Origin of the sequence: Burkholderia sp. HMSC10F09 (genome assembly GCF_001806955.1) — a bacterium.
In the GTDB taxonomy this organism is placed as follows: Bacteria; Pseudomonadota; Gammaproteobacteria; order Burkholderiales; family Burkholderiaceae; genus Burkholderia; species Burkholderia multivorans.
In genome coordinates this window covers 1-12,461 of record NZ_KV786646.1, presented here as the reverse complement: position 1 = coordinate 12,461, position 12,461 = coordinate 1, and the positions used below count along the sequence as shown (strand labels likewise).

12 protein-coding genes and 1 pseudogene are annotated in these 12,461 nt (G+C 69.7%); 5 read left to right on the top strand and 8 right to left on the bottom strand.

Annotated elements, in window-relative coordinates:
- Nucleotides 1–787 (top strand): sigma 54-interacting transcriptional regulator (locus HMPREF3115_RS32350; protein WP_256276118.1); only part of this gene is annotated, 787 nt, incomplete at its 5' end.
- An 812-nt stretch (nt 788–1,599) separates the two neighbouring features.
- Here HMPREF3115_RS32350 and HMPREF3115_RS10165 read toward each other — a convergent pair.
- Entirely contained in the window at nt 1,600–2,382 is a 783-nt protein-coding gene (locus HMPREF3115_RS10165; RefSeq protein WP_006399411.1) for an ABC transporter substrate-binding protein, read from the bottom strand.
- 246 nt (nt 2,383–2,628) lie between these two features.
- Between HMPREF3115_RS10165 and HMPREF3115_RS10160 the strand changes: the two genes are divergently transcribed.
- Entirely contained in the window at nt 2,629–3,048 is a 420-nt protein-coding gene (locus tag HMPREF3115_RS10160; protein WP_070554314.1) for an MbcA/ParS/Xre antitoxin family protein, read from the top strand.
- Nucleotides 3,045–3,746 (top strand): RES family NAD+ phosphorylase, encoded by a 702-nt coding sequence (locus tag HMPREF3115_RS10155; protein WP_006404160.1) that lies wholly within the window; start codon nt 3,045–3,047, stop codon nt 3,744–3,746. The genes HMPREF3115_RS10160 and HMPREF3115_RS10155 overlap by 4 nt, the downstream gene beginning before the upstream one ends.
- Before the next feature lie 82 nt (nt 3,747–3,828).
- On the opposite strand, the gene HMPREF3115_RS10150 is transcribed toward HMPREF3115_RS10155, so the two are convergent.
- Complete coding sequence (locus HMPREF3115_RS10150; RefSeq protein WP_070554312.1) at nt 3,829–4,560, bottom strand: metallophosphoesterase; 732 nt, start codon at nt 4,558–4,560, stop codon at nt 3,829–3,831.
- A gap of 358 nt (nt 4,561–4,918) precedes the next feature.
- On the opposite strand from HMPREF3115_RS10150, the gene HMPREF3115_RS10145 reads away from it, so the two are divergent.
- Nucleotides 4,919–5,572, top strand: a complete 654-nt coding sequence (locus HMPREF3115_RS10145; RefSeq protein ID WP_012467817.1) for a DUF1345 domain-containing protein — start codon at nt 4,919–4,921, stop codon at nt 5,570–5,572.
- 42 nt (nt 5,573–5,614) lie between these two features.
- Here the strand turns inward: HMPREF3115_RS10145 and HMPREF3115_RS10140 are convergent, their stop codons facing one another.
- Nucleotides 5,615–6,319 (bottom strand): class I SAM-dependent methyltransferase, encoded by a 705-nt coding sequence (locus HMPREF3115_RS10140; protein ID WP_070554310.1) that lies wholly within the window; start codon nt 6,317–6,319, stop codon nt 5,615–5,617.
- 414 nt (nt 6,320–6,733) lie between these two features.
- On the opposite strand from HMPREF3115_RS10140, the gene HMPREF3115_RS10135 reads away from it, so the two are divergent.
- Nucleotides 6,734–8,377, top strand: a complete 1,644-nt coding sequence (locus HMPREF3115_RS10135) for a DUF3459 domain-containing protein (RefSeq protein ID WP_070554323.1) — start codon at nt 6,734–6,736, stop codon at nt 8,375–8,377.
- 51 nt (nt 8,378–8,428) lie between these two features.
- Here the strand turns inward: HMPREF3115_RS10135 and HMPREF3115_RS10130 are convergent, their stop codons facing one another.
- The 5 genes and pseudogenes from HMPREF3115_RS10130 to HMPREF3115_RS10110 form a co-directional block, all read right to left on the bottom strand.
- Nucleotides 8,429–9,013: a thiamine phosphate synthase gene (locus HMPREF3115_RS10130; RefSeq protein WP_006404154.1), complete on the bottom strand. Its 585-nt coding sequence runs from the start codon at nt 9,011–9,013 to the stop codon at nt 8,429–8,431.
- 22 nt (nt 9,014–9,035) lie between these two features.
- Entirely contained in the window at nt 9,036–10,379 is a 1,344-nt protein-coding gene (locus tag HMPREF3115_RS10125) for a hemolysin family protein (RefSeq protein ID WP_006404153.1), read from the bottom strand.
- Nucleotides 10,380–10,457: 78 nt separating this feature from the next.
- The gene (locus tag HMPREF3115_RS10120) at nt 10,458–11,234 is read right to left on the bottom strand and encodes a sensor histidine kinase (protein ID WP_070554308.1); all 777 of its coding nucleotides are present in this window, start codon (nt 11,232–11,234) and stop codon (nt 10,458–10,460) included.
- A gap of 71 nt (nt 11,235–11,305) precedes the next feature.
- Nucleotides 11,306–12,229: a DMT family transporter gene (locus tag HMPREF3115_RS10115; RefSeq protein ID WP_006410288.1), complete on the bottom strand. Its 924-nt coding sequence runs from the start codon at nt 12,227–12,229 to the stop codon at nt 11,306–11,308.
- A gap of 49 nt (nt 12,230–12,278) precedes the next feature.
- Nucleotides 12,279–12,461: pseudogene (locus HMPREF3115_RS10110) on the bottom strand (LysR family transcriptional regulator); the annotation flags it as partial.

The following is a 12,461-nucleotide window of genomic DNA, read 5'->3' as shown; positions in this document are numbered from 1 at the left end:
GCTGTTCGGCTACGAGCGCGGCGCGTTTACCGGCGCGACGCAGCGACGCGCGGGCCGCATCGAATCCGCGAACGGCGGCACGCTGTTTCTCGACGAAATCGGCGACATGCCGGTCGAAAGCCAGGCGAGCCTGCTGCGCTTCCTGCAGGAAGGCCGGATCGAACGGCTAGGCGGGCACGAGTCGATCGCGGTCGACGTGCGGATCATCTCGGCGACGCACGTCGATCTCGACGGCGCCGTCGAGGCCGGCCGCTTCCGCGCCGACCTGTATCACCGGCTGTGCGTGCTGCGCATCCACGAGCCGCCGCTGCGCGCGCGCGGCAAGGACATCGACATCCTCGCGCACTACGTGCTGCAGAAGTACAAGGCCGACAGCGGCCGCAAGATCAGCGGCTTCACGTCGGCCGCGCTCGACGCGATGCGGCGCTACGAGTGGCCGGGCAACGTGCGCGAGCTGATCAACCGCGTGCGGCGCGCGATCGTGATGGCGGAGAGCCGGCTGCTGACGCCGCACGACCTCGGGCTCGACACGCCGGGCGAAACCGAACCGGTGACGCTCGAGCAGGCGCGCGCGCTTGCCGAGCGCGTCGCGATCGAGAATGCGCTGCTGCGCAACGATCATCGCATCAACAAGGCCGCGGCCGAGCTCGGCATCTCGCGTGTGACGCTGTACCGGATGATGATCGAACACGGGCTCAACGATCACGACAACGCCGTCGATCACGGCGAGAACGGCGGTAAGGACGCGACGCCGCCGGACGACGCCGGTCATTGCCGCGTCGGCTGAACGGTGCGGGCGCCGCAGCGGGGCGCCGCAGCGGCCGGCCGCCGCGCGCATGTAAAGCCGATGAAACATTTCCTGCAGGCAAAGGCGCGCGTTCGCTTCGTCGTCGCATGAAACGCGCGGCGAACGCGCGCGCCAAATGGGCGCGAACCGGCTGCCCGCCTTGTCGCACAACGCGCGCCCGCTGTACGCGCGGCGCGCGCCGCCCGGTCGATGTTTCAGATCCGCAACCTTCCGCGCAGGCGAGCGATGCTCGCCGTGCGCCGTGTCGCGCGCACCCTTGTGCGCACGGCCGCGCGCGGCGCTGGCCCGCTCCTTGCAGCGATGGGCGTGCGAAAGTCGACGACGCGCCGCGCGTCCGGTCCGGCAGCGAACGCTGCCGTGCCGGGCCGCGCAGGTCCGCGGGGATGCGCGTCGGGCGCGGCGAAGCCGCCGCGTCCGGCCGACACGGACCGTCGTCGGGCGATCGTCGGAGCGCCGGCATCGTATCGAGCCGGTCGCCGCAACAAGCCAGAGACCAGAACGGGGTAGAAAAATGAACGATCGCCACACGCCGCGGCCGGCAGGCCGCGATCGCAGTGAGTCGGGGCATCGCCGGTCGGCCGTGCGTGTGGCGGCCGGCCGGCATGCGCCGACGGGCCATCTGTCCGCACCGCGTGCGAGGCGGATCCGGCTGAGCGCCGGTCATCCGCGGCGGGGCGGCGCTTTTCCGTTCGCGAGCCGGCTCCGCAAGGGGATGTGCGCGCGGGCGCCGATGCCGAGGCGCCCGCTCTTCGCGTACTGACGCCGTCGCGACGCGCGGCGGCGGCTGCGCGTCAGCCGCCGTAGATATCGAAGTCGAAGTACTTCGACGCGAGCCGCTTGTACGTGCCGTCCTTGACCATGTCGAGGATCGCGCGGTCGATCTTCGCCTTCAGGTCGGTGTCCTCCTTGCGCAGCCCGATGCCCGCGCCGATGCCGAGCACCTTCTCGTCGACGAGCTCGGGCCCGACGAACTGGTAGCCCGCACCGCGCGGCGACTTCAGAAAGCCGATCGCGGCCTGCACCTCGTCCTGCAGCGCGGCGTCGAGGCGGCCGGCCGTCAGGTCCGCATAGACGCCGTCCTGGTTCTGGTACGACACGACGTTCGCGCCTTGCTTCGCCCAGTACGCCTTCGCATACGCTTCCTGCGTCGTCCCCTGTTCGACGCCGATCGACTTGCCCTTCAGCGATTCGGCCGTCGGCAGCAGCGGCGAGCCCTTCTTGACGACGAGCCGCGTCGGCTGGTTGTAGATCTTCGTCGTGAAGCCGATCTGCTGCGCACGCTGCGGCGTGATCGACATCGACGACAGCACCGCGTCGAACTTCTTCGCCTTCAGCGCGGGGATCATTCCGTCGAAATCATTCTCGAGCCAGACGCACTTCGCCTTCAGGCGCGCACAGATTTCGTTGCCGAGATCGATGTCGAAGCCGACGAGCTTGCCGTCGGGCGCCTTCGACTCGAACGGCGCGTAGCTGGCGTCGGTGCCGAAGCGGATCGTGGTCCAGTCCTTCGCGACGGCGGGGCCTGCGGATACCGCGAGCAGGGCGATCGAAACGGCGGCAATCAGTCTCTTCATGATGGTTCCTTCACGGGGTCCTTCCGGTTCGGGGCGACACGGTTTTCGCGGACCGGCGCCGCGTTGCCGGCGCGTGATCCGTGCGGCCATTAACGCAGAAAATAAAATCCGAGTCCAGAATGGACAAAAAATATCGTCTACACGTGCGACCGCTCGACGCTGCGCGGTCGCGCGCGGGTCTCGACCCTTGCAAAAATACGAAAATGGACTAGTCTTGTTAGTGAATTCGTTTTGAGACTAACGATCATGTCACAACCCGCGTACGATCCGCATTCCGCGTTGCCCCAAGCGTCCGTCGCGCAGATGTCCGCCGCCGGCCTGCGTGCGTTTTTCAACATCGCGCGCGACTGGGGGCTGACGATCGACGAGCAGATCGTGCTGCTCGGCTCGCCCGGCCGCTCGACGTTCTTCAAGTGGAAGTCCGCACCGGACGCCGCGCGCGTGCCGCGCGATACGCTCGAGCGGCTGTCGCTGCTGCTCGGCATCTACAAGTCGCTGCAGATCCTGCTGCCGCAGCCGGCCGCGGCCGATGCGTGGGTCAAGCGGCCGAACGACGCCGCGCCGTTCGGCGGCATGCGCGCGCTCGACCGGATGCTGGCGGGCAATGTCGGCGATCTGGTCGCGGTCCGGCAGTATCTCGACGCGATGCGGGGTGGCTGGGCGTGACGAGCGCGACGGACACGACAACCTGGCCGACGACCACGCTCGACTGGGCGCCCGCCTATCGCGTGATTCCCACGCGCTTTCCCGCGATCAACCTGTTCGACCGCGTCGCCTCGGCCGAAGACTTCGACGCGCTGTACGCGCTCGAATCGCTGACGAACGACCGCATCCGCAACGAAGTCGGCACGCTCGAGCTCGTGCCGCCCGGCGAACGCCGCTACGGGCAGGGCTGGGGGCCGATCATGGCCGCGTTCACGCATCTGAATCCGCAAGGCAGCCGCTTTTCGGACGGCAGCTACGGCGTGTTTTACTGCGCGCGCGGACGCGACACCGCGATCGCGGAAACGCGCTATCACAGCGCGCTGTTCCTCGCGGCGACGAAGGAGCCGCCGATGCGTCAGCAGATGCGGCTGTACACGGTGATCGCGCGCGGCGACGTGGTCGACGTGCGCACCTGGCCGCAGCGCGATCCCGCCTTGCTCGATCCGCTCGACTACAGCGCGGGGCAGGCGCTCGGGCGCGCGGTGCGCCGCGCGGGCGGGCTCGGGATCGTCTATCCGTCGGTGCGCGATCCGCACGGCGAATGCCTGGCGGCGTTTCGCACGACGCTGCTGCGCGACTGCCATCACGCGGCGTATCTCGAGTACAACTGGAACGGCTCCGCGATCGACGCGGTGTTCGAGCTGAATCAGGTCGGGTAGGTGCGAGCATGCGGACGTCGCGCCGCCCGTGCATTCGATGCGGTGTGCGCGTCGCGGTGTCCGGCCGGGCAGCCTGCGGCCGTCACGGCAGCGGCCACGCGGCGGCGCCGCGTTCGCGTGCGGCGGCCTGCGTGATCGACCACGTCTGTCCCGTGCGCGGCTCTGCGAGCGTCAGTCGGCCGGCCGGTGCGAACGCACCCGTATCGATGAACCATTGCGCGCCGATCCGCTGCGGCACGCGCACCGGCGTATGGCCGCTGCAGGTCAGCGACAGGCCGGCCTGCCAGCCGGGATCGACGAGTCCCTGCACGAGATCGCGGCCCCAGATCAGCCGCTCGCGCACGTCGGGCGGATAGTCGCCGGTATCGAGATCGGCGTCCGAGCCGAAGAATTCCGCATGCAGCACGTTGAAGCGCGTCGCGCCTTCGCCGATCACGCGCACGAGCGGCAGCGCCTCGACGCGCGCCGCATACGCGTGCAGCCGCTCGGGCGGCAGATCGGCGCCCCAGTCGCCGCCGATGCCGCGCCATGCGTCGGCCGGCAGCTTGCCGCGCGCGACGAGGCTCAGCACTTCTTCGTGATTGCCGCGCACGACGTGACACCACGGGCGATCGAGCAGTTCGAGCGCGATCTCGGATGCCGGCCCGCGGTCGACCAGATCGCCGACCGAGAACAGCCGGTCGCGCGCCGGATCGAAGCGCACGTCGTGCAGCAGCGCGCGCAGCGCATCGACGCAGCCGTGCAGGTCGCCCACGACGAAGTCGCGGCCCGCGATGTTGGCCGGATGACGGTGGAGGAGGGCGGAAGCGCTCATGCCTTTATCTTAGGGCGTGTTTACGGATGGCACGCACACGCGAATGCCCGAAATCGGTCGTAGTGCAAGTCGTGAGGCGTGCCGTTTCGTCGTGCCGAAGAGGCAGCGGGCGACGTCGCCGTACGGGCGATCACCGGCATTCCCGTGGAATGAGGTTCGAGTCAGGCGTTGCCGCGAGAACGGCCGCTCGCCGCGTCGCGCCACGCGAGCGACCATTCGCCTCGCAACGCATGCGCGTTCCAGATGAAAACAGACCGCGGGCGCAGACGGTCATCGCCACGTCGCGGCGGAATGGCGATAATCGGGGACGGCCGGCGACCCGCGCGGCTCCCTTTCCGTTCGCTTTCGCTCTCGCATGATGACGCTCTATCCGCAGGTATTGCGCAACCGGCCGCGGCTCGTATCGGCCTTCGTCGCCGGTGCGCTGGCCGCGCTCGTGCTGCCCGCTTCGACGCGACCCACCGCACGCGCGCTGATCGGCTGGGACTGTGCGATCTGGCTGTATCTGCTGCTGATGTGGGGGCGCATGGTGACCGCGCATCATCACAAGGTGCGCGAGATCGCGATCCGCGAGGATCAGAGCGCGACGACCGTACTGACCGTCATCTGTCTCGCGACGGTCGCGAGCGTCGCCGCGATCGCGATCGAGCTCGCGACCGTGAAGAGCGTCGGCTTTCGCGCGGGCCTCGGCCACTACGCGGTCACGGCCGCGACGCTGTTCGGCGCGTGGTTCCTGATTCCGACGATCTTCACGCTGCACTATGCGCGGCTCTATTACGGCTCGCCGAGCGGCGACCGCGTGCTGCGCTTTCCGGACCGCAGCATCGAGCCCGACTACTGGGATTTCCTGTACTTCTCGTTCACGATCGCAGTCGCATCGCAGACGGCCGACATCTCGCTCGCCGGCCGCTCCGCACGCCGCGCGGTGCTTGCGCAGTCGATCCTGTCGTTCTACTTCAACATGGCCGTGCTCGGGCTGTCGATCAACGTCGCGGCCGGTCTGCTGAGCTGACGCGCGCAACCGTCGCGACGCCGCCGCGCGTGCGTCGCCGGTTCAGCGCCGGATCGCGACCCACGCGCCCCAGAACAGGCTCGCGAAGAAGCGCACCGGCGCATCGAAGCCCGCCTCGCGCAGCAGATCGAACACGGCGTCCTCGGACGCGGGCGGATCGGCACCCTGCAAGATCTTCGCGAGCTGCGCGCGCACCGTGTCAGGCGCCGCGCCATTCATGCGCCAGCGCTGCTGCCACGCGTCGAGCAGCTGCGGATGATCCGCATAGCGGCGGTAGTTGCCGGCGATCGCGAGCGGTGCGCCGGGCTTCAGCCGGCGCGCGATCGCGCGCAGCAGCGCCGCTTTGGCCGCGTCGCCGGGCACGTGGTGCAGCACGCCGATCAGCGTCGCGCCGTCGAACGCGGGCGTATCGGGCAATGTGTCGACGCGGTCTTCGATGAACTGCGTGCGAGCGGCGATTCCTGCCGCGTCGACGTTCGCGCGTGCAAGCGCGAGCATCGGCGCGGACGGATCGACCGCGGTGAAGCGCCAGTGCGGCTCGAGCGCGGCCGTCACGCAGATTTCCTGGCCCGTACCGCCTGCGCCGGCGACGAGGATATGCGCATCGCGTGCGCCGATCGTCGCGGCGAGCACGCACGCGGCCAGTTCGTGGCATGCGTCGTAGCCGGCGAGCGCGATGCGCGATTGCGTGGCGTATTCGTGGGCGCGGGCCGGGTCGAATTTGGCGGCGCTGGCGGGAAGCGACATGGCGGGTCCTTTTCGTCGGGAGCGGCGCGCGCGGATGCGCGCACGGTCCGTGAAGCGTACGGACGCGCGGTGCGGGCAACAAGGCGTGCCGCGATTCCGGTATGCGGACTACCCGACTCGCACGGCGCGCGAGCATGAACGTGCCCCGCGCCGCGCACGCTCATGCTCGCGGCATCGCGCGCTTCCAGCGTCGCCCGCTTCCAGCGTCGCCCGCCTCCGGCGTCGCCCGCCTCCGGCGTCGCCCGCCTCTACAGGGTCGATTCGCATTTAAAAATGTGCTCGGTCGATACGTCGCCTGCACGAAATCGGCGCATACTTTTTTCTCTTCCCTCCGGCCCGGCCGTCGCATGCCGGGCCTCGTTGCGCCGCGCCGACGGCGCCGTCCTGCCGCTCGGCATGCGCGAGGAGCGCACGATGTCCGATTGTCCGCACGATCCGTATGCGCAGCATTACAGCTACTGCCTGCCGTTCGGCGCGCAACCTTGCGGTGTCGGCTGTACCGCGCCGCGCACGCACTTTCGCGTCTGGGCGCCGGGCAGCACGCAGGTCGATCTCGAACTCGATACCGGCAGCGGCCCTACCGCGATCCCGATGAACGCGGCCGGCCGCGGCTGGTTCGAGATTTTCGCCGCCTGCGGCGCCGGCGCGCGCTATCGCTATCGGCTCGACGGGCGATTGCCGATTCCCGATCCCGCGTCGCGTTCGCAACCGGACGGGCTCAACGGCCCGAGCGAGGTGGTCGATCCGCGTGCATTCACGTGGCGCAATGCGTTCTGGCACGGGCGCGCATGGGAGGACATCGCGCTGTACGCGATCCGTCCGCACGCCGTGGGCGGCTTCGACGGCGTGCGACGTCGTCTGCCGGCGCTCGCGCGTCTCGGCGTGACGGCGCTGGAGCTGCTCGCGTCGCCGCACGACAGCCTGCCGTTCGCGCCGCTCGCGGCCGAAGGCGGCCCCGACGCGCTGAAGGCGCTGATCGATGCGGCCCACGGTTTCGGGCTCGCGGTCCTATTGGAGCTCGACTATGCGCACTTCGGCAGCGGCACCGACGCACTGCGCCATTACGCGGCGCCGTTCTTCCATCGGCGCGACGATCCGCGCGAGGCGCCGCCGCTCGCGCTCGATCATCCGGACGTCTGCGACTTCTTCTGCGACAACGCCCTGTACTGGATCCACGAATATCGCTGCGACGGATTGCGGCTGCGCGATGCGGACCGGATCGGCACGTCGTGGCTGTGCGAGATCGCCGACCGCGTGCGCGCGGCCGTGCCTGCCGACCGGCTGATCCATCTCGTGCTCGGCAGCGAGCGGCATCCGGTGCACCTCGCGGACACGCATTTCGATGCGCAGTGGAACAGTTGCGGCGAACGTGCGCTGCATCGCCTGACGGGCGGCGACGTGCCGCATCACGAAGGCATCTCGACGCATCAGTCGATCCATACGCTCGCTCGCGCGCTGACGGCGGCGGGCGCGGCGTTCCAGCCGCGTCCGTCCGGCGAGGCGATGGCGGGCGACGGATTGTCGCTGACGTCGCTCGTGCTGTCGGACGGCGCATGGCGGCACGGCGAATCGGAGCGCGCGGCGGGGCTGGCCGCGCTCGGGCTGTCGCTGCTGACGCCGCAGATCCCGCTGATCTTCGACGAAACCGCGCGCGACGCGGAGCGCGCGCATTTCGTGCAGTCCGCGCTCGCGGTGCGCGCGAAGCTGATCGCGCCGCGGCTCTCGGACTGCCGGCCGCAGTTCGCGCGTGCGCTGCGCTCGGGCAGCAGCGGCGACGCGGACGCGCTGCTCGCCTCGTGGCGGCTCGCGGACGACGAGACGCTGAGCCTCGCGCTGAACCTGTCGCCCGATCCGGTGCCGTTCGACGCGCCGGCCGGGCAGGTCGTGTTCGAGACGCCGCCCCGTGCGCGCGACCGGATCGACGAAGGCGAACTGCCGCCGTATTCGCTCGTCGCATGGCTGACCGGCGACGTGAACCGCTACGCGCTGACGCACGATGCGAGACGCATCGACTTCGGCATGACGGTGCGTGCGCCGCGTGCCGGCCTGAATGCGTGAGCCGATGATAGGACGTCGAACGGGCGGCCCTTGTGCGGGGCCGTGTATTGCTTACCAGAAGCCGCGAATACCCGCGATTCCGTATGCATGATGGCGGCGCGCTTCGTCGAGATGCGCGTGCGTCATGCCGCCGAGCGCGTAGACCGGCATCGCGGCGTGAGCGGCCCACGCGCCGAACTGCGCCCAGCCGAGCGTCGGTGCGCCCGGATGGCTGAGCGTCGGCAATACCGGCGACAGCGTGACGAAGTCGGCGCCCGCGCGTGCGGCGAGCCGCAGATCGCCTGCGTCATGACAGGCGGCGGATAGCAGCCGCTCGGCCGGCAGCGGCCGCTGCTGCGTCGCACGCAGCGTCGCGCCGTCGAGATGCCAGCCGGCGCGTTCGAACTGCAGCACGCCCTGCGCGTCGATCGGCCCGTTCAGCATCAGCTGCGCGCCGGCGGCCTCGCAGCGCGCGAGCGCGTCGGCCGCGAGCCGCGCGAACGTCGCCGCGTCGAACGACTTCACACGCAGTTGCACGAGCGTGTCGCCGCGCGCGAGCACGGCGGACAGCCGATCGAGAAATGCGTCGCAATCGGCCGCCGACGCGGAAGCCGGCTCCGGCGTGATGACGTAGCGGCGCGGCAGCGCGGGCTTCATCGCGCGCGGCGCTGCGAGGTCGTCATTCGTCGGCCTCCTTCGCGACCTTCGGATACACGCGCACGAGCACGATGCGCGGCCCGTTCATCTTCTTCACGACGACGTCGAAGCGGTCGAACGACACGCGCTGCCCTTCCGACGGCAGGTCGTTCAGCGCCTGGATCACGAGACCGCCGACCGACTCCGCGCGCCCTTCGTCGATGTCGATGCCGAGCGCCTGCTCGAGCGACACGACGGGCAGGCTGCCTTTGCCCATCAGCGTGCCGTCGTCGAGGCGCGTCCAGTCCGCATCGCCCTGACGGAACTCGTCGTGGATTTGCCCGACGAGCGCGCCGAGCAGGTTGTCGAGCGTCAGAAAGCCGATCGGCTTCTCGCCCTTGTTGCCGACCAGCGCGAAGTGCGGTGCGCCCCTGCGGAAGCGGCGGAACAGATCGAGCGCGGGCATGTCGGGCTGCACGTACTGAACCGGCCGCACATAGTCGGACAGATCGTCGAGCGCCGCGCCCGCGTGCCGCGCGAGCAGCAGGTCCTTCAGATGGATCAGCCCCGACACGCGTTCGCGCGACGCGTCGGTGAACAGCGGATAGCGGCTGAAGCGGTGCCGCGCGACGATCTCCATGTTGTCGGGCAGCGGCAGATCGCGGCGCAGGCCGATCATCTCGTGGGCGGGCCGCATCAGGTCGGACACCGTCATCGACGAGAAATCGAGCGAGTGCGCGAGCGTATTCCACTCGTCGTTGCTGTACGCGCCGCGCCCGGGTTGCGCGGTATTGCCGGCCGTGCTGCGGCGGCTGCGCAGGATCAGCTTCAGCTCGTCGGTCGAGTAGTGCGCATCGCCGCCGTGATCGGCCGACAGGCCGGCCAGTCGCAGCACCGCGTTCGCGCTGGTGTTGAGCAGCCAGATCGCCGGATACATCGCCCAGTAGAACGCGTAGAGCGGCAGCGCGACCCACAGTCCGACCTTTTCGGCCTGGCGGATCGCCATCGACTTCGGCGCGAGCTCGCCGACGACGATATGCAGGAACGAGATCAGCGAGAACGCGAACACGAGCGAGATCAGGTGCACGACGCGCTCGGAATGTACGCCGAGCACGTCGAGCAGCGGACCGATGAGCTGCGCGAACGCCGGTTCGCCGATCCAGCCGAGGCCGAGCGAGGCGAGCGTGATGCCGAGCTGGCAGGCGGACAGATACGCATCGAGGCGGCCGTGCACGACGCCGAGGATGCGGCCGCGCAGGCCGTGCTTGCGCGCCAGCGTCTTGACGCGCGTCGCGCGGAGTTTGACGAGGCCGAATTCGGCCGCGACGAAAAAGCCGTTGAGGGCTACCAGGAACAACGCGCCGATCAGCGCGAAGATCTGTAACAAGGAATCGCTCCGGTTGTGTCAGGCCCGTCAGTATAGAGCCTGAAAGGCAAGCGTAATGTGTCGGGCGCGCCGCTTCGCTCAGGCCGGCGTGCCGGCGCGCAGGCCGAGCGTCATCGAGACGGTCGCGCCGTCGACGAACGGATCGTGCGCGAACGTGCCGTCGTGCGCGAGCGCGACGCGCTGACAGATCGCGAGCGTCCACGCGACGCGCTTCGCATCGCGCTCGCGCAGCATCTCGCGGCGCGCGAACGATTCGAGCATGTGCGGCAGCGCCGGATCGACGAGTGCGGCCGCGTCGACGCTGCCCAGCACGCGCACGACGTAGTGCGCGCCTTCGCGCGTGCACGCGAACGTCACGCGGCTGCCGGCCGCGCTCGCTTCGACGGCGACCGTCAGCATCGTCCAGAGGGCCTGCGCGATGCGTTCGCGATCGGCGCACAGCGACGGCGCGTCGTCCGGCAGCGTCGCGTCGATCGTCACGCCGCGCGCATCGGCGAGCGCGAAGCGAACGAGCGCGAGCGTATCGTCGAGCAGCGGCCGCAGCGCGAACGTTTGCGGTGAAACGGCGAGCGTGCGCGTTTCCGCGCGCGGCGCATCGAGCACGTCGTCGATCAGCTTCACCTGCTGCTCGATGCCGGTGCGGATGCCGGCGAGTGCGCGCTGCAGATTCGGATCGGCATTCGCGAGCTGGCGCTCGAGCACGTATCCCCAGCTGTGCATCGCGTTGAGCGGGCTGCGCAGATCGTGCGACGCGGTGGACAACGCCTGGTCGCGCAGGAACAGCGCGGCCTGCGCGGCGTAGTGCGCTGCGCGTTCGCGCAGCAGGTCGGCAACGGGATCGACTGAAACGGACATGAACGGGGCAGACCTGTCGGAAGCGGTGAGCGGGGACATCCCGCAAAGCGTCATTATAGGGACGGTGTTTTTCATGCCGGCAGCGCGTCTTCGTCCTTTTTGCGCGCATCGCCGTTCGGCAGAAGCTGGCACGCGAGCAGCCCGGCGAGCATCAGCGCGCAGCCGACGAGCGCGCGCAGCGTCAGCGTTTCGCCGAGCGCGGCCCAGCCGGCGACGGCCGCGAACACGCCTTCCATGCTGAAGATCACCGCCGCGTGCGCGGGCGCCGCGTCGCGCTGCGCGACGACCTGCAGCGTGTAGCCGACGCCGACCGACAGCAGCCCGCCGTAGAGCACCGTCGGCAGCGCGCCGCGCAGCATCGCGACGCTGACGGGCTCGACCGCGAGGCCGACCGCGAGGCACAGCGCGCCGCACACGACGAACTGCAGGAAGGCGAGCACGAGCGGATCGTGCCGCTTCGCGAGATGACCGACGGCCATCACGTGCGCGGCGATGATCACCGCGCCGGCGAGCTGGAACCAGTCGCCGTACAGCACCGAGAAATGTTCGTCGATGCTGAGGAAATACAGGCCGATCGCGGCGAGCAACGCACCGAACCACGTGCCGACGCCGATCCGGTGCCGCGCGAACACGCCCATCAGCGGGACGATCACGACGTACAGCGAACTGATGAAGCCGGCATTGGCGATCCGCGTGTACTGCAGCCCGATCTGCTGCAGCGAGATCGATACCGCGAGCAGCGCGCCGAGCGCGACGCCCGGCAGCAGCAACGCCGGGTCGCGCCGGATCGCCGCGAGCTGCGCGCGCGAGGCCGCATTGAAGTTCAGCAGCGGGACGAGCACCAGCGCGCCGAGCAGGAAGCGCAGCCCGGTGAACAGGAACGGCCCGATCACGTCGAGGCTCAGCCGCTGCGCGACAAATGCCGAGCCCCAGATCGCGGCGGCGGCGAGCATCAGCAGGTTGGCGCGGAGGTGCTGGCGGGTTTCGGGCTTCATGGGATCGGGTTTGGGGTCGGGACGCCCGCAACGGGCGGAACCCGCTAGTTTACGCCGGGATTGCAAGACTGTCGGCGAAGCGGCGCAGCGCGGCCGCCGTGCGCGGGTCGCGCACGCGCGAATACAGCACGACCTGCGAGCGCGGCAGCGGCGGCAGCCCGAACTTCGCGCCGACGTCGACGAGCGTACGCGGCGCGACGCGGCGCGCGAGCGGACAGACCGCGAGGCCGGC